The following is a 16119-nucleotide window of genomic DNA, read 5'->3' on the forward strand; positions in this document are numbered from 1 at the left end:
GCGGCTTCTCTGGGCAGGTGTCCGCACCACGCCCATGCCCTACCGGTTGCTCAAGCTGGCCGATGTTTATGTTTGATAAGGATAACGATCATCCGGAAAAATTGGCTGAGGAAGGTGCGTAAGCAGGTAATTTTTTGTGCGCACAGATATTCTACAGGTTTTTACTCAACGCACCGCAGCGGTGCAGGTTAACTTTCAATCAGTTTAGATATGTCACTATGACGCGACGCCGCCGTACAAACGCGCGACCGCGCCGGCGCGATGCCGCCCGGCCACAGGTGGCGGCGCTTGCGCGCAAGACCGCTGTCGCCGGCCGCCGGCCGTGCTAAAGGAGCGCCGGCCCGCGGCGAACGACAGCGGGCGGATCCGCGGCGGTGCGAACGAAGGAGACGGTATGAAGCGGCTTCTGACGCTGGCGATGACGGCCATGCTGTGGGCGATGCCGGCCCTGGTGTTGCCCCTGGCGCCGGCCCTGGCGCTGGAAAGCGCCCCGGTCACGTCGCCGCGCGTGACCGCGACGCTGGTCACCGACGCCGATGCGATGCAGCCCGGGCAACCGTTCCGCGTCGGCCTGTACCTGCGCATGGCGGATGGCTGGCACACCTACTGGAAGAACCCGGGCGACGCCGGGGCCGCGCCGACGCTGGACATCGAGGGCGGCACCGGCTCCGCGATCGACTGGCCGACGCCGCGCCGCCTCGCGGAAGGGCCGGTGATGACCTACGGCTACACCGACCGGGTGCTGCTGCCGGTGACCGTCACGGCCAGGACCGGCGCGATCAGGGCGCATGCGCAGTGGCTGGTCTGCAAGGACATCTGCATCCCCGAGGAAGGCGACTTCGCCCTGACCCTGCCCGTCGGCCCGCCGAAGCCGTCGGTGCAGGCGCCGCTGTTCGCCGCGCACGACCGGGCGGTGCCGCGTGCCTCGCCGTGGATGACGCGGATCGCTCCGGACGGCACGCTGGTCGTGCAGGGGCCGGAACTGACGCCGCGGACCGTGACCGACGCCTGGTTCATCCCCGACCAGCCGGGCCGCATCCTGGACGGCGCGGCACAGCCGCTGTCGGTGCGGCGCGGCTTCTTCACGCTGTCGCTGAAGCCGGCGCCGGGGTTCAACGCGCGGGCCAACCTCTCGGGCGTGCTGTCGGTGCGCGACCGGTCCGGTCTGCAGTCGGACGTGATGATCGATGCCAAACCCGGGCCGGCGCCGGTCCCGGCGCTGCCGCCGCTGGGACAGGTGCTGATCTTCGCCTTCCTGGGCGGGCTGATCCTCAACCTGATGCCGTGCGTGTTCCCGATCCTGGCGATGAAGGCGGTGGCGCTGGCGCTGCACGGCGGACGGGGGCACGCGCACTCGCTGTCCTACACGCTGGGCGTGCTGGTGACGTTCATGGCGCTGGCGGCGGGGCTGCTGGCGGCGCGGGCGGCGGGCACGGCGGCGGGCTGGGGCTTCCAGTTCTCCTCGCCGGTGTTCGTCGCGGCGATGACCTGGCTGCTGTTCGCCGTCGGGCTGAACCTGTCGGGCGTGTTCCAGGTGGGCTCCGGGCTGATCGGCACCGGCAGCGGCCTGGCCGGGCGGCACGGGGTGGCGGGCAGCTTCTTCACCGGGCTGCTGGCGGTGCTGGTGGCGACGCCGTGCACCGCGCCGTTCATGGGCGTGGCGGTCGCCGCTGGGCTGGCGGCGCCGCCGGTCGTCACCCTGCTGGTGTTCGCGGTGATGGGGCTGGGACTGGCCTCGCCGTACGTGGCGCTGGCGTCGATCCCCGGCCTGGCGCGGGTGATGCCGAAGCCCGGCCGCTGGATGGAGATGCTGAAGCAGGCGCTGGCCTTCCCGATGTACGGCGCCGCGGTCTGGCTGCTGTGGGTGGTCTCGCAGGAGGCGGGGCCGACCGGCGTGCTGGCCACCGCCGCGGGGCTTGTTTTGATCGGCTTTGCCGGCTGGGTGCTGGGCGCCTCGCAGATGGCCTCGACGCACCCCCGGCGGTTCGGCCAGGCGGCGGCGGGCGTCGCGGTGCTGACCGCGCTGGCGATCCTCAGCGGCCTCAGCGCCGCGCCCGTCGGCGCCGCCACCGCCACGGCCGAGGCCGGCACCGAGGCGTTCTCGCCGCAACGGCTGGCGGCGCTGCGGGCCGAGGGGCGGCCGGTGTTCGTCGACATGACCGCCGCCTGGTGCGTCACCTGCCTGGTGAACGAGCGGGTGGCACTGAGCACGGATGCGGTGAAGCAGGCGTTCGCCGCCGGGGGCGTGACCTACATGAAGGGCGACTGGACGCGGCAGGACCCGGCGATCACCGACTTCCTGCGGCAGAACGGCCGCGACGGCGTGCCGCTGTATGTGTTCTACCCAGCGCATGGCGGCCAGCAGGTGGTGCTGCCGCAGATACTGACCGAGAGCCAGGTGCTGGACATGCTGCGGCCGTCGTAGGGCACGGCATTGGCCCGGTCGCGGCCGTTCTCTCACCGTCATGGCCGGACGTGTCCCGGCCATCCACCCCGCGCCATTGCAGCGCAGACGGCCGGGACAGGCCCGGCCATGACGATAGGGAGACGACCTCGCTACGCGCGCCCTCGGCACCTGCGAACCCGCATGTTCATGGCAGCGACCGGGATGCACCGCCGCCCGGGACGGGTACCGACCGGGGCACCGACCGGGGCGCCGGCGGATTAACCGCTTGTTTATCTCTCGCTGGCAAGGTGGCCGGACCAACGTGAATCGAGGTCCCCATGGCCGCTTCCCTGACATCGCAGGATGTCGCCCGGCTTCTGTCCGAACCCTCGGCCGAGACGCGCGCCGAACTCGCCGACAAGCTGGCGGCGGAGCTGTCCGGCTCCGAGCTGACAACCGCCGAGGCCGCCGTCGCCAAGGACATCGTGCGCATCCTGGCGCGGGACATCGAGGCCAAGGTGCGGGCCTCGGTGGCCGAGGGCCTGCGGCACTCCCGCAACCTGCCGCATGACGTTGCGCTGAAGCTGGCCGAGGACATCGACCAGATCGCCATGCCGCTGCTGGCCGACTCGCTGGTGCTGACCGACGACGACCTGGCGGCGATCGTCCGGCAGGGCTCGGCGGCGAAGCAGGAAGCGATCGCGGGGCGGGCAAACCTGAGCGAGACGGTGTCCGACGCGCTGATCACCCATGCCGAGGCGCCGGCGGTGGCGCGGCTGATGGCCAACGACAGCGCCGCGATCGCCGAGAGCAGCATGACCCGCGCGGTCACCCGCTTCGCCGGCAGCGACGTGGTCAAGGAGGCCATGGTGCTGCGGCCGAGCCTGCCGCCGGCGATCGCCGAGCGGCTGGTGACGCTGGTGTCGCGGGAGTGGCAGGCGCAACTGGTCAACCGGCACGCGCTGTCGCCCGCCGCCGCCGCCGACATCGTGCTGGCGTCGCGCGAGCAGGCGATCCTGCACCTCAGCATGGGCGCCTCGGACGAGGGCCTGCACGACATGGTGGCGCAGATGCACCGCAATCGCCGACTGACCCCGACGCTGATGCTGCGCGCGCTGTGCAGCGGGGACATCGCGTTCTTCGAAGCCGCCATGGCGGCCGTCGGCGACGTGCCGCTGGCCAATGCGCAACTGCTGATCCACGACCCGAGCCGGCATGGCCTGGTCGCGCTGTATCGCAAGGCGGCGCTGCCGGAGCGGCTGCTCGGTACGGTGCAGGCCGCGGTGGAGGTGCTGGACGAGACGGGGTTCGACGGCAACCCGCGGGACCTGGAGCGGTTCCGTGCGCGGGTGATCAGCCGGGTGCTGACGACGGTGGAGGCGCTCGATGCCGCGGACGCCGATTACCTGATCGACAAGCTGGGCGACGTGCTGATGCCGGCGGGCGATGCGGCGGCGGCTGGATAAGGGGATTTTCGGCTACAGCGATAATTCTTGACGCGACCAGTCTTCGAGGATATACGGCCATGAAGATCACCTTCGATCCGGCGAAGAATGCCCGCAACATCCTCGAGCGCGACCTGCCCTTCGACCTGGTCGCCAATCTCGACTGGGACACCGCGATCGCGCGGGAGGATCGGCGGCGCGACTATGGGGAACGCCGGATGCAGGTGCTCGGACTGATTGGCGTGCGGCTGCATGTGGCGGTGGTGACGTACCGGGACGACGCGGTCCACGTGATCAGCCTCCGCAAGGCCAACTGGAAAGAGGTTCGGTGGTATGACACAGCACGCGGATGACACGGCCTCCAAGCCCGACGCGGACAATCCGGAATGGAGCCGGGAGGACGTGGCCAAGGCGCGGCCGGCGCTGGAGGTGGTCACCGAATTGTTCGGCCCGGAAGCCGCCGAGACGGTGCGACGCGGGCGCGGCCGGCCGGCGAAGGCGGACCGGAAGGTCAACCAGACGCTGCGGCTGGACGTCGACGTGCTGGACGCCTACCGGCGCAGCGGCCCGGGCTGGCAGGCGCTGATGAACCAGGTGCTGCGCACGCATATGCCTGTCGGCTCGACGTAACGGCCGGCGGGGTCGCGGTCGCTGCCGGCAGGCCCGCGGCCTTTCCGTCATCTCCGGGCCATAACAGGGCGGCAACATCCTCGGCCGCCGGGCGGAAATCAGCTTTCGGCCAGCTTGCGCACCAGCGCCCGGGACTCCGGCGCGGCCCAGTCTGCGGCGCCTTCCAGGCGGGCGACCATCAGGCCGGCGGTGTTGATCACCACCGTCGTCGGAATGCCGCGCGCGTTGAACGCCCGCGCCAGCGCGCCCTTGGGGTCGAGCAGCACCGGCAGGCCGGTGATGGCGTGCTCCTGGAACCAGGCCCGCACCGCATCCGCCCCGCCGCGGTCGGACGACAGAGGCAGCACGGCGATGTCCTGCGGCGCCAGCGCCTTCGACAGCGCCGCCAGCGACGGCATCTCGGCCACGCAGGGGGCGCACCACGTCGCCCAGAGGTTTACCACCATGCCGCGGCCCTTGAACTCCGACAGGTGGTGCCTGGACCCGTCGGCCGCGACGAACACCCCGTCCGGCGGCGGCGCCGGCGGCGAGACCGGCTTCAGCTCCTGCGCCAGCGACGGCAGGTCCGCAGCCAGCGGTTTACGCGGCAGGGCGGTGGCGGCTAGGGTGCCGGCCGCCGCGCCCAGGACCATTCTGCGGTGCATCATCAAGCTGGAACCTCTCCCGTGACCGACACGCCTGACCATCCCGCCAAACCGGCCAACATGCAGTGGGGTGGCCGCTTCGCCGGCGGGCCCTCGGTGATCATGCAGGACATCAACGCCTCCATCGGGTTCGACCGCAAGCTGTGGCGGCAGGATATACGCGGCTCCCGCGCCCACGCCGCCATGCTGGCGACGATCGGCCTCCTCAGCGCGGAAGATGAGGACGCCATCGCAAGCGGACTAGAGGCGATCGCGCAGGAAATCGAGGCCGGCCGCTTCGCCTTCGACGTGGCGCTGGAAGACATCCACATGAACATCGAGGCGCGGCTGACCGAGCGCATCGGCGAGGCCGGCAAGCGCCTGCACACCGCGCGCAGCCGCAACGACCAGGTGGCGACGGATTTCCGCCTGTGGGTGCGCGACGCCATCGACGGGCTGACGGCGCAGGTGTCCGACGTGATGCTGGCGCTGGCGCAGCGGGCGGCGCAGCACGCGGGCGATCCGATGCCGGGCTTCACCCACCTGCAGACCGCGCAGCCGGTGACGTTCGGCCACCACCTGTTGGCCTATATTGAGATGCTGGAGCGCGACCGCGGGCGGCTGGCCGACTGCCGGCGGCGGCTGAACGCCTGCCCGCTGGGGTCCGCCGCGTTGGCCGGCACCTCGTTCCCGATCGACCGGGCGATGACCGCCGCGGCGCTGGGGTTCGACCGGCCGACGGCCAACTCGCTGGACGCGGTGTCGGACCGGGACTTCGCGCTGGAGTTCCTCTCGGCCGCCGCGATCAGCGCCATGCACCTGTCACGCCTGGCCGAAGAGATCGTGATCTGGTGCAGCGCGCCGTACCGCTTCATCCGGCTCTCGGACGCGTTCACCACCGGGTCCTCCATCATGCCGCAGAAGCGCAACCCGGACGCGGCGGAGTTGGTGCGGGCGAAGACCGGGCGGGTGACCGGGGCGCTGGTGGGGCTGCTGACGGTGATGAAGGGCCTGCCGCTGGCCTACGCCAAGGACATGCAGGAGGACAAGGAACCGGTGTTTGACGCCGCCGAAGCCTGGGCGCTGTCGCTGGCGGCGACCGCGGGCATGGTGCGGGACATGGTGCCGGACACCGCCCGGATGCGGGCCTTCGCCGGCTCCGGCTTCGCCACCGCGACCGACCTGGCCGACTGGCTGGTGCGGGTGCTGCGGCTGCCGTTCCGCAGCGCCCACCACGTCACCGGGCGGCTGGTGGCGCTGGCGGAGGCGCGCGGCGTCGACCTGGCGGACCTGACGCTGGCCGAGATGCAGGCGGTCGAGCCGGGGATCACCGATGATGTGTTCTCGGTGCTGACGGTGGAGGCGTCGGTGGCGTCGCGCACCAGCTATGGCGGCACGGCGCCGGCGAACGTGGCCGAGCAGGCCGCGCGCTGGCTGGCGGTGCTGGCATGAGGGCGCTGCTGGTGCTGCTGGCCGCCGCCTGCCTGCTGGCGGCGTGCGGCAAGAAGGGGCCGAACGAGCCGCCCGGGCCGGCGGACAAGATCATCTTCCCGAAGACGTATCCGGCGCCGCAGGCGTTTCCGTCGCAATGAGGGTGGTCAGGCGGCGTGCAGGGTGAAATCGACGTGGATACCGTCGTAGGGAAAGGCGATCTTTCCCTCGGCGGTTTTCGTCAGCACCCCGGCCTTCAGCAGGGCGTGGACGTCGCCGTGCACCGCCTTGACGTCGCGTCCGGCGCGGCGCGCGGCCTGACGCAGCGACATCGGCGGCTGGCCGGTGAGCGCCTTCAGCAGGTCCCATCGCCTGGCTGTCAGCACCTGCCACAGCAGCGCGGGCGTGGCGAAGCTGATCCGCGGGCCGGTGTCGGGCTGGGCGGTCTGGCAGACCTGGGCGACGTCGGCGAGCGTGTCCTCGAGCGAGCGGACATCAAGGGTTACGACGGTCATGGAGCCACCTTCCGACCTCCGAGAAAGTCGTTCAACAGGCGAGTCTGGCTGACGAAGGCATACGGACGCTGTTCGCTGTGTTCATGGATATGATCGCCTTTTCCGGCCTCATTGTCGTAGCGCAGTACACAAACCTCATCGACGACCAGGGCAGGACTGTATTTGAGGCTGTGGGCGCTGCCCCTGACCGGCGACGGAACCGGCCACAGGACAACGTCGGCGAATGCGTCCGGCGACGGCACGAGCCTGCGCTTGAACAGCAGCCTTGCTTTCATGCCGTCAGGTGGGGCAAGCGGCTGGTGTTGTCAATACCTCCAACACTGGACTTTTCACGCTGTCCCCGCCGTGTTCCTATGGCGGCCAAGGGGAGGGAAACGCCATGCCGGGAAGCCCGACGCGCTGGGACTCGCCGCAGCCGATACGCTATCCCGATCCGGACGTGGTGGTGCTGGACGAGCGGTTCCGGCCGATGGTCCTGGGCAATGCCGCGATCCGGCGGATCGCCACCGGGTTCGCCTTCACCGAGGGACCGGTCTGGTTCGGCGACGGACGCTTCCTGCTGTTCTCCGACATCCCCAACGACCGCATCCTGCGCTGGGACGAGACCACCGGCGGGATCAGCGTGTTCCGGGAACCCTCGCACTACGCCAACGGCAACACCCGCGACCGCCAGGGGCGGCTGCTGACCTGCGAGCACGACACCCAGCGCCTGACCCGCACCGCGTATGACGGCGCCGTGGTGACCCTGGCGGAGCGCTTCGAGGGCCGGAAGCTGACCGGGCCGAACGACGTGGTGGTGAAGTCCGACGGCACCATCTGGTTCAGCGACAACGGCGCCGGGACGCGGGGGAACTACCTGGGGCACGCGGCGCTGCAGGAACTGCCGTTCCGGGTGTACCGGCTGGACCCGCGCAGCAACAGCATGACGGTGGCCGTGGGCGACATGGCGCGGCCGAACGGGCTGTGCTTCTCGCCGGATGAGTCCCGTTTGTATGTCGTGGATACGCCATACGGCCAGCCTCGGTATACGCGGGTTTACGACGTGGTGGAGAACGGCACCCGGGTGGTGAATGGGCGGACGTTCTTCGACGGCGACGGCTGGGCGGACGGCATTCGCTGCGATACCGCGGGCAATGTCTGGTGTGGATTCTCCGGCGGCGAGGGTCAGGACGGCGTGGCGGTGTTCGCGCCGGACGGGACGCTGATCGGGCGCATTCTGCTGCCGGAGCGCTGCGCCAATGTCTGCTTCGGCGGGCGCAAGCGGAACCGGCTGTTTATGGCGGCGAGCCAGTCCGTGTATGCGCTGTATGTGGAGGCGCAGGGGGCGGCGGGCGGGTGATGGCCTGGCAGTCCTTCGGGGGCCATGCGGATTGTGCCAGGGTTACATCCATGGACGTCGCGCCGAAGCTTCCGGAGTTGATGACGGTGGAGGCCTTCCTGGACTGGGAAGCGCCGACATCCGGGCTTTGGCAACTGGTTGACGGCGTGCCGCCGGCCATGGCCCCGCCCAGTCCGACGCACGGCGTGATCCAAGCGCGGATCGGTCAGTTGATCGGCGCATTTCTGGACAGCCAGTCAAGCCCATGTCGGATTGTGGCCACGCCGGGCGTCGTTCCGGCCTCCAGGTCCGACATCAACATGCTTATTCCCGATCTTGCGGTCACCTGCTCGCCGATCCGGCAAGAGGACAAGGCGCTGCGCTATCCGGTCCTGGTGATCGAGATCCTGTCGCCGGGCAACCAGGCTGAGACCTGGATCAACGTCTGGGCCTGTACCACGATCCCCAGCGTGCGGGAGATCGTGGTGTTCCGCACGACGCCGATTGGCGCGCTGATTTTGCGCCGCAACGCAGAAGGAAGCTGGCCCGATCAGCCGGCGGAGGTCGATCGGGACGAGGTGGCGCTGGAGAACATCGGCCTCTGTCTGCCGATCGAGGCGGTTTACCGCACGACGTGGTTGGCCATAGGGGACGCTGCCAGGGAGTAATACGATTCCCGTGAAACTTTGACCGTTTTCCTGCGACCATTGATGCGGCCCGGATTGGCCTGGCGAGTGGCGTGGCCATGCCAGAGGTTGCAACGAAACAACGCGCACGTCGGTGGATGAACCGAATGCGGAATCAATCGACACGGCCGCGGCCCGCATGGACGAAACAATATCGGCAAGAAGGCACGCGCCGCCACGGCGGCCCATGGCAGCGTCGATCCGATCGTCAGCGCTCCGTCGCGTGCCGCACGAAGAGGCCTACGCAGGCGCAGGCCTGACCATCAGCCAGGCATGGGAACAGAGGCTGCGGGATGCGACCCGGTTCGTCCACGAGCGAGTGCCAGGCCGCGCAGCACTTGTCCATGATCTCGTCGACGTTGCGATCGAGCCGATGTGCGAGCGGTCCCCCTTGAGGAAGCGCCATACGCCCTCCGGCGGGCTCAATTCCGGGCTGTGGGCAGGCAGCGTCACCGGCGTGATGGTGGGCGGCGCCACGAGATCCGCCGCCGTGGCATGAAAGCCGGCGCCGTCGACCAGCACGGCGGCATGATGCGCGGGAGCATTTCAGGCGAGGCAATGCGGATTCTCATCCAGATTGTCGCGCGACAATGACCGCGACGGACAGGCCAATCGGCCGATGGGCGACGTCTTCGCGCCCGAAGATCAGCCGCTGATCGAGCGCATCGGCCAGACCTTGGAGGGCAAGACCGAGCGGCAAAAGAACCCTCATCCGTCCGGGTCGCTGGCCCATGCGACCTGGATCTGCGCTCGTCTCGGTGGATGGAACGGATATGGCCGCAAGCCAGGACCAATTGTGCTCGCCCGCGGTCATGTGCGCCTCCGGACCATGATTGAGGGCATCAAACGGTTGAATCCGGTAGGGCGTGTCCCGGCCATCTACGCCGTGCCGCCGAAGCGCGGGTGGACAGGACACGCCCGGCCATGGCGCGCCGGGAACGGCCGTTTGCCGCATCGGGTGAATAACCCCTCCGTTATCCCCGACACCTGTGGATAACATTGTGAACGATTCGCCGTGAGCGCGCTGGAAGGCGCGTTCAAGCCCGGAAAATTCAAACTGCCGAAAGTTTGTGCAGGCGGTTAAGCTATTGTTTTTACAACTATTCGCTCCACGCCACGAAAACGCTATGTTAAGGCATTGTTAACCTTTAAATTCCTGTGGACGGCCCATCGGCGGCGGCCCGCCCGGACGCTGTGGGACCCGCCCCGCCGTTCGCTTTCATCCCGGCCAATCCCGGATTAAAAAGCGGCGCTGAGAGTTCCACGGGCGTGTCAACCCGCAACCCGAAGGACCACCATGCCGACGACGGCCCCGAAGCCAAACTGGACCCTGAACGACGCGCCCGGTCTGGAGGGCAAGCTCGCCATCGTCACCGGCGCCACCGGCGGAATCGGCTTCGAGACGGCGCTCGGCCTCGCCCGCTGCGGCGCCACCACCATTGTCGCCGGACGCGACCGCGCCAAGGGGGCCGGGGCCATCGGCCGCATCCAGCGCGCGGTCCCGGGCGCCAAGGTCCGGTTCGAGCATCTCGACCTCGCCAGCCTGGCCTCGGTGGCGCGCTTCGCCGACACGGTGACCACGACGCATCGCGGCGTGGTCGACATCCTGGTCAACAACGCCGGCGTCATGGGCTTTCCCACCCGGCAGCAGACCGAGGACGGCTTCGAGCGGCAGATCGGCGTCAACTACCTCGGCCATTTCGCCCTGACCGCGGGGCTGCGGGAGGCGCTGTGCGCCGCGCGCGGCGGCGGCCGGGTGGTGAACGTCGCCAGCCTGGCGCACCGCCGCGCGCGGCTCAACCTGGACGACCTGCAGGGGGACCTCGGCTACGACCCGATGCGCGCCTACGGCCAGAGCAAGCTCGCCATGCTGGTGTTCTCGATCGAGCTGCAGCGCCGGATCGAGCAGAACGGCTGGCCGCTGCGCAGCATCGCGGCGCATCCCGGCTGGGCCCGGACTGACATCATCGACAACGGCATCGGCCGCGGCGGCGCGCCGTTGAAGGCCTGGCTGGCCACGCGGGCGTTCAACCTGGTGGCGCAGTCGGCGAGGGCCGGCGCGCTGCCCTCGCTGTATGCGGCGACGGCGCCCGAGGCGGCGGGCGGCGCCTATTACGGCCCGTCCGGCCCGGGCGAGACCCGCGGCCCGCCCGGCCTGGCGCGCATCTACCCGCACGCCGAGAACCCCGCCGCCGGCATCCGCCTGTGGGCGCTGTCGGAGAAACTGACCGGCGTGGGCTTCGGCTGAGCCGCCCGCGCCGCTGGTGCGACGCTACGGCAGGTCCAGGGCCCCGGTCAGGTCCCCCAGCTTCGGCCCGCCATGCGCCGACACCGCGGCATCCCGGGCGGCGATCCCCGGCAGCACCGGCAGGTGCCAGCGGGCGGTGATGAAGCGCAGGATCGAGACCGTATCATACGGCGTGTGGTCCACCGTCCCCTTCCGCGCGAACGGCGAGACGATCAGCGCCGGGATGCGGGTCCCCGGGCCGAACCGGTCGCCCTTCGGCGGCGGCACGTGGTCCCACCAGCCGCCGAACTCGTCATAGGTCACCACCACCAGCATGTGCGGCCATTGCGGACTGGCCCGCAAGGCCGACAGCAGGGCGGCGATGTGCCTGTCGCCGTCGAGGATGGCGGCATAGCCCGCATGCTCGTCCATCGAGCCCTGCGGCTTGTAGAATGCCACCGGCGGCAGGGTGCCGTGGCGGATGTCGGACAGGAACCGCGACTTCGGTAGTACCGCCGGGTCGGTCACCACGCCGGCGTCCAGCAGGTGCGCGGCGCGGTTGGCCGCGCCTGCCGGGGTGGCCGGGTCGAACGCGGCGAAATAATTGAACGGCTGGTGGTGATAGACGAAGTTCGGGCTCGCCTCCGACGCGCCGGCGGCGAAGGGTGGATGCGACAAGGCGAAATCCCAGGCGCCGGCGTACCAGGCCCAGCCGATGCCCGCGGCGCTCAGCAGGTCGCCGATGGTGGTCTCGGTCTGCGGCACCATTGTCGTCGCCCGCTTCAGGTCCACCGTCCGCTGCGACGCGTCGGCCTTGCCGCTGGGCGGGTAGGGCGGCTCCATGGTGTTCACGGCGTAGAAATCCGGCGTCAGGGCACCGCTGCGCTTGAACACCGGCGGCCCGTCCAGCGCCGAGGCCGGGGAACGCCACGCCGTCACCAGGGTCACGCCGTCCGGCTCGACCGCCGAGACGCTGGGATTGACGCCGCCGTACGGGTTGACGCCGTCGTGGCCATAGTACGGGGCGCAGGCGCAGGCCAGGTAGAAATGGTTCAGGAACGACCCGCCGAACGCGCCCTGGAAGAAATGGTCCGCCAGCACGTAGTCGTGCGCCCAGTGCCACAGCGGCATCGCCTGCGCGGCGGCCGGGGTGAAATACCCCATGGTCAGCCCGCCGGCGTTCGACCAGGCGGCGAACATGTTGTTGGCGCCGCCGTTGATCTCCATCTGGTGCTCGTAGAAGCGGTGATGCAGGTCGCGGTTGGCATAGCGCAGCGGATCGACGTCCGCCGCGCCGGCGGCCTTGTACAGCGACGCAATGTCGTAGGGATGGTTGAAGCCGCCCAGGAAGCGCCGGGTCTGGCCCTCGGTCAGCGCAACGGGGGCCTCCGGCGCGCCCTGCGGCACCCGGTAGCCCAGGCCACCCCAGATCGCCGGTAGCCCGGGCAACGGCTTGCCGTCGCGGTCGAGCTGGGTGGTTGCGGTCGCCGGGGCATCGGCCAGGCCGTCGGCGCCGGGGAAGGTGCCGTACAGGTTGTCGAAGCTGCGGTTCTCGGCATAGATCACCACGAGGGTTCGGATGTCGTCATACCGCGGGGGCGCGGCCAGGGCCGGCGCCTGCAGCGCGGCCGACAGAGCCGCCAGCGCGGCGGCAAATCGCTTCATCCTGTGCATCCTCGCTCCCACCTCGCGGTCGTTGCATACCGTGACCAAACGATGGGCCTTATAGACCCGGCAGGCAAGTTGGGGATGGCGGTTGCATGACAATGCCCCCTCGTCATGGCCCGGCCCATCCGGACCGCCTGTCGCGGCACACGCGCCTGAACAGATAGTCCGGACGAGCCGGCGCAGGGCCGTGACGGCGGGAGCCACGACCGTGGCGGACCGGTGGAAGGACGACCGGGCAGCCTCGGCCGTTCCCTCTGCGTCATGGTCAACCCTATCTGCGGATAACGGAATTATATCGATTATTACGCGACGCCTCGGCTCTCAGGCCAGGGACATGGCAAACCGGTCCATGACGGAACAGGAATGGACTCGGTAGCAGGGTCTTGTTCCATACTTCCTCCGTTCCGATCCGCACAGCGCCGCTGTCCGGCCAGACGGTGGCGATACGGCACGGCACCTGCACGCCACTTTTCCTGGTGTTCCGGGGTCTGGTCTGATGTATTTTCTCCTGTAGCTACAACCATTCCGCGTGCCGATCGCCCGTTCCTGACGACTTGAAGGCGATTCTCCAGCGTACCGTTCCGCTTTCTTCGCCCGGCGGCCAGGAACCTGAACCCGCCCCCCTCTTGTCTTTTTATTAACCATAAGAGATCGTGTCGAATGTGTCGTTATGTGTCGCGGCATGAAAGCGGCAAAGGGGAGTCGGTTGCCGTTCGGACGTAGCAAACGCGCGTGGCTGTCCAGGTCAGGCCGCCTCGCCCTTACCGTTCTCGCCTGTGCCGGCAGCGGCGGCGTCGCCCGGGGGCAGGCGCCGGTCGCGGCGCCGGCGCGCCAGCCCGCGCTGCCGGCCCCGGGCTCGCCGCTTCCCGGCATCGAGCAGCCGCAGGCACCGCGCCTCGCGCCCGGCCTGCCGCGGCCGCCCCGGCCGACCGCCCCGGCCGAATCCACCGCGGGCGCGACGCTTCGGATTACCAGCGTAACGGTGGACGGGATCACCGCGTTCCCGCCCGCCGCCATCGCGCCGCTGACCGCCGGCCTGACCGGCCCGGCGATCCCCGAGGGCCGGACCGAAGCCTCCCGCCGCGCGCTGGTCGACCTGTACCGCAGCCAAGGCTACGTCTATACCACCGTCCGGGCGATCATCAGCGGCACCGGACTGCGCTTTCAGGTGGTGGAAGGCTACGTCGCCGAGGTCAAGCTGGACGGCAATGTCGGTCCCGCCGGCACGCAGGTGCTGCGCTTCCTCAACCATATCGTCGGCCAGGTGCCGCTGAAGACCACGACGCTGGAGCGCTGGCTGCTGCTGGCGCAGGACATTCGGGGCCTGACCGTCCGCTCGGTGCTGAACCCTTCGCTCGGCTATCCCGGCGCACTGACGCTGGTGGCGCAGGTCTCGCGCAAGCCGATCAGCGGCTATGTCACCGCCGACAACCGCGCCTTGGACCTGGCCGGCCCGTCCGAGGGCCTGGGCGTCATCAACTTCGACAGCTTCACCGAGTTCGGCGAGCGCACCCAGTTGTCGATGTAAGGCGCCTTCAACGGCACCGACATCTTCGGCCAGGCGTCGGAGGAGCTGTTCGTCGGCGGCTCTGGCCTGAAGGTGAAGTTCTACGGCGGCGCCGGCGATTCCGCGCCGTCGGGCGCGCTGGCCCAGATCGGCTATGACGGCCAGACCCAGGTGTTCGGCGCCCAGCTGTCCTATCCGCTGGTGCGCCTGCGCGAGCAGAGCCTGAACCTGCTGGCCAATTTCGACGCGATCCAGAGCAACGTGCTGAACAACCTGGGGCCGAACGGCGCCGCGCAGCGCAGCAGCTACGACAGCCTGCGCATCCTGCGTCTGGGCGCCGACTACGCGGTGCTGGACACGCTGCTGGGGCCGGAGCGGGGCGGGCTGAACGGGTTCAGCGGGCGGGTCAGCCCGGGCCTCGGCATGCTGGGCGCCTCGCACAACGGCGACACCACGACGCCGCCGCCGCGGCTGGGCGAGGACATCACCTTCACCAAGTTCAACGGCCAGGCCTCACGCACCCAGACGCTGTTCCGTCCCTATGCCGATGCGACCGTCGCCGCGGCGTTCAACCTCGCCGGGCAGTACAGTAACGACATCATACCCCCAGCCGAGAAGTTCTACCTCGGCGGTCCCACCTTCAACCGCGGCTATTACTATGGCCAGGTCAGCGGCGACAAAGGCCTGACCGTGGACGCCGAGCTGCGCCTGAACACGCCGATCCCGCTGCCCAGGCCGGTTCCGTTCGAGCTGCGGTCGCAGTTCTACGCGTTCTATGACTGGGGCGAGGTCTGGCAGAACACAAGCCTGGAAGCCGGCGCGACGGGCGCCGACGTCGCCCTGACCCAGGCGAACGCGATCGACGCGCTGGGCGCGTTCAGCGCGGCCGGCCATGGCTTCCACCTGGTGGACGGCTCGAACCTGATGCTTACCGGCGTGGTGACGGCCAACAGCGTGTGGATCCAGGATTCCGGCAAGATCGACCTGAGCACGGGCAACGGCTTCGCCGGCCTGGGCACGCGCGGCGGCGACCCGAGGAACAAGGAGGCGTTCCCGGCCGCCGGGTCCGCCGGCGTCCATCTCCAGGCGGCGAACTTCACCATGACGCAGAACCCGGGCATCAAGGCCGGCGGGCTGGTCAACTGGACCTTCGCCCTGACCGGGACCGGCAATGTCGGCCTCGGCAGCTTCCTGCAGCCGAGCGTGAAGCTGTTCCTGTCGCTGGCCGGCGGGACAGCCGACGGCACGGTCAACGTCGCCGGCCTGCAGGTCCAGTACACCACGCCGACCGGCAAGACCGTGAACCTGAGCGGCGTGGTCGGCGGCAACCCCGGCATGTTCGCGGCCGCCACCAGCCAGATGTCGTCGAAGCCGAACAACAACTACCAGGTCAACGGCTGCCCGATCTCGTCGGTCAACTGCGTCCAGTTCACCGCGCTGACGGTTCCGGTGATCAACCCGGTGCAGGACGTGCAGATGGGCTGGATGCTGCCGTTGCCCGACGCCGACATGATGCTGCCTGACGTTGCCGAACGGGATTACTGGCGATGCCACTCATACCAACCGCCCTAAATTTTGACCTGTGCCCAGTCGCGGCTTCCGATGGAGGTAATGACCTCTGGGGTGTCCATCGGAAAGTTCCACGCCTGACAGCACGTATCGACAATGGCTCGGTAGCTGTTC

16 protein-coding genes are annotated in these 16119 nt (G+C 69.3%); 12 read left to right on the forward strand and 4 right to left on the reverse strand.

The window, feature by feature from the left end:
* Positions 1–394: 394 nt before the first annotated feature.
* From CCS01_RS17755 to CCS01_RS17770, 4 genes are all read left to right on the forward strand, one after another.
* Positions 395–2425: a protein-disulfide reductase DsbD family protein gene (locus CCS01_RS17755; RefSeq protein WP_204848329.1), complete on the forward strand. Its 2031-nt coding sequence runs from the start codon at positions 395–397 to the stop codon at positions 2423–2425.
* Positions 2426–2724: 299 nt separating this feature from the next.
* Complete coding sequence (locus CCS01_RS17760; RefSeq protein ID WP_104520113.1) at positions 2725–3852, forward strand: DUF2336 domain-containing protein; 1128 nt, start codon at positions 2725–2727, stop codon at positions 3850–3852.
* Between the two features lie 59 nt (positions 3853–3911).
* On the forward strand, positions 3912–4184 hold the full coding sequence (locus CCS01_RS17765) for a BrnT family toxin (RefSeq protein ID WP_104520114.1): 273 nt from the start codon (positions 3912–3914) through the stop codon (positions 4182–4184).
* A complete protein-coding gene (locus tag CCS01_RS17770) occupies positions 4165–4461 on the forward strand; it encodes a BrnA antitoxin family protein (protein WP_104520115.1) in 297 nt (98 codons plus the stop codon). Before CCS01_RS17765 ends, CCS01_RS17770 begins: the two co-directional genes overlap by 20 nt.
* A 98-nt stretch (positions 4462–4559) precedes the next feature.
* On the opposite strand, the gene CCS01_RS17775 is transcribed toward CCS01_RS17770, so the two are convergent.
* The gene (locus CCS01_RS17775; protein ID WP_239992214.1) at positions 4560–5108 is read right to left on the reverse strand and encodes a TlpA disulfide reductase family protein; all 549 of its coding nucleotides are present in this window, start codon (positions 5106–5108) and stop codon (positions 4560–4562) included.
* A 57-nt stretch (positions 5109–5165) separates the two neighbouring features.
* Here CCS01_RS17775 and argH point away from each other — a divergent pair, with 57 nt between their 5' ends.
* Both argH and lptM read left to right on the forward strand, forming a co-directional pair.
* Positions 5166–6536, forward strand: a complete 1371-nt coding sequence (argH, locus tag CCS01_RS17780) for an argininosuccinate lyase (RefSeq protein WP_104520127.1) — start codon at positions 5166–5168, stop codon at positions 6534–6536.
* Entirely contained in the window at positions 6533–6676 is a 144-nt protein-coding gene (gene lptM, locus CCS01_RS34185; RefSeq protein ID WP_170114649.1) for an LPS translocon maturation chaperone LptM, read from the forward strand. The genes argH and lptM overlap by 4 nt, the downstream gene beginning before the upstream one ends.
* A gap of 6 nt (positions 6677–6682) precedes the next feature.
* On the opposite strand, the gene CCS01_RS17785 is transcribed toward lptM, so the two are convergent.
* On the reverse strand, positions 6683–7030 hold the full coding sequence (locus CCS01_RS17785; protein WP_104520116.1) for an HVO_A0114 family putative DNA-binding protein: 348 nt from the start codon (positions 7028–7030) through the stop codon (positions 6683–6685).
* On the reverse strand, positions 7027–7305 hold the full coding sequence (locus CCS01_RS17790; protein ID WP_104520117.1) for a toxin-antitoxin system TumE family protein: 279 nt from the start codon (positions 7303–7305) through the stop codon (positions 7027–7029). The genes CCS01_RS17785 and CCS01_RS17790 overlap by 4 nt, the downstream gene beginning before the upstream one ends.
* A gap of 104 nt (positions 7306–7409) precedes the next feature.
* Here CCS01_RS17790 and CCS01_RS17795 point away from each other — a divergent pair, with 104 nt between their 5' ends.
* From CCS01_RS17795 to CCS01_RS17815, 4 genes are all read left to right on the forward strand, one after another.
* On the forward strand, positions 7410–8369 hold the full coding sequence (locus CCS01_RS17795; protein WP_104520118.1) for an SMP-30/gluconolactonase/LRE family protein: 960 nt from the start codon (positions 7410–7412) through the stop codon (positions 8367–8369).
* Positions 8370–8419: 50 nt separating this feature from the next.
* Positions 8420–9016, forward strand: coding sequence for a Uma2 family endonuclease (locus tag CCS01_RS17800; protein ID WP_158258464.1), 597 nt, complete (start codon positions 8420–8422; stop codon positions 9014–9016).
* 595 nt (positions 9017–9611) lie between these two features.
* The gene (locus CCS01_RS34705; RefSeq protein WP_204848330.1) at positions 9612–10031 is read left to right on the forward strand and encodes a hypothetical protein; all 420 of its coding nucleotides are present in this window, start codon (positions 9612–9614) and stop codon (positions 10029–10031) included.
* Positions 10032–10331: 300 nt separating this feature from the next.
* A complete protein-coding gene (locus tag CCS01_RS17815; RefSeq protein ID WP_104520121.1) occupies positions 10332–11282 on the forward strand; it encodes an SDR family oxidoreductase in 951 nt (316 codons plus the stop codon).
* Between the two features lie 24 nt (positions 11283–11306).
* Here the strand turns inward: CCS01_RS17815 and acpA are convergent, their stop codons facing one another.
* A complete protein-coding gene (acpA, locus tag CCS01_RS17820; RefSeq protein WP_204848331.1) occupies positions 11307–12926 on the reverse strand; it encodes an acid phosphatase in 1620 nt (539 codons plus the stop codon).
* 709 nt (positions 12927–13635) lie between these two features.
* Here acpA and CCS01_RS17825 point away from each other — a divergent pair.
* Together CCS01_RS17825 and CCS01_RS17830 are read left to right on the forward strand one after the other, a co-directional pair.
* Positions 13636–14457 carry a POTRA domain-containing protein gene (locus CCS01_RS17825; protein WP_158258465.1) on the forward strand — a complete coding sequence of 274 codons (822 nt, stop codon included), beginning with the start codon at positions 13636–13638 and terminating at the stop codon, positions 14455–14457.
* A gap of 72 nt (positions 14458–14529) precedes the next feature.
* Entirely contained in the window at positions 14530–16008 is a 1479-nt protein-coding gene (locus CCS01_RS17830; protein ID WP_146101827.1) for a ShlB/FhaC/HecB family hemolysin secretion/activation protein, read from the forward strand.
* Positions 16009–16119 lie beyond the last annotated feature (111 nt).

The sequence above is a fragment of the Rhodopila globiformis genome, from assembly GCF_002937115.1.
GTDB classification, from domain to species: domain Bacteria; phylum Pseudomonadota; class Alphaproteobacteria; order Acetobacterales; family Acetobacteraceae; genus Rhodopila; species Rhodopila globiformis.

Coding starts and splice junctions, on each gene's coding strand:
- CCS01_RS17800 (WP_158258464.1), top strand. CDS start 8,420: ATGGACGTCGCGCCGAAGCTTCCGGAGTTGATGACGGTGGAGGCCTTC.
- CCS01_RS17765 (WP_104520114.1), top strand. CDS start 3,912: ATGAAGATCACCTTCGATCCGGCGAAGAATGCCCGCAACATCCTCGAG.
- lptM (WP_170114649.1), top strand. CDS start 6,533: ATGAGGGCGCTGCTGGTGCTGCTGGCCGCCGCCTGCCTGCTGGCGGCG.
- CCS01_RS17785 (WP_104520116.1), bottom strand. CDS start 7,030: ATGACCGTCGTAACCCTTGATGTCCGCTCGCTCGAGGACACGCTCGCC.
- CCS01_RS17775 (WP_239992214.1), bottom strand. CDS start 5,108: ATGATGCACCGCAGAATGGTCCTGGGCGCGGCGGCCGGCACCCTAGCC.
- acpA (WP_204848331.1), bottom strand. CDS start 12,926: ATGAAGCGATTTGCCGCCGCGCTGGCGGCTCTGTCGGCCGCGCTGCAG.
- CCS01_RS17770 (WP_104520115.1), top strand. CDS start 4,165: ATGACACAGCACGCGGATGACACGGCCTCCAAGCCCGACGCGGACAAT.
- CCS01_RS17760 (WP_104520113.1), top strand. CDS start 2,725: ATGGCCGCTTCCCTGACATCGCAGGATGTCGCCCGGCTTCTGTCCGAA.
- CCS01_RS17815 (WP_104520121.1), top strand. CDS start 10,332: ATGCCGACGACGGCCCCGAAGCCAAACTGGACCCTGAACGACGCGCCC.
- CCS01_RS17790 (WP_104520117.1), bottom strand. CDS start 7,305: ATGAAAGCAAGGCTGCTGTTCAAGCGCAGGCTCGTGCCGTCGCCGGAC.
- CCS01_RS17755 (WP_204848329.1), top strand. CDS start 395: ATGAAGCGGCTTCTGACGCTGGCGATGACGGCCATGCTGTGGGCGATG.
- argH (WP_104520127.1), top strand. CDS start 5,166: ATGCAGTGGGGTGGCCGCTTCGCCGGCGGGCCCTCGGTGATCATGCAG.
- CCS01_RS17795 (WP_104520118.1), top strand. CDS start 7,410: ATGCCGGGAAGCCCGACGCGCTGGGACTCGCCGCAGCCGATACGCTAT.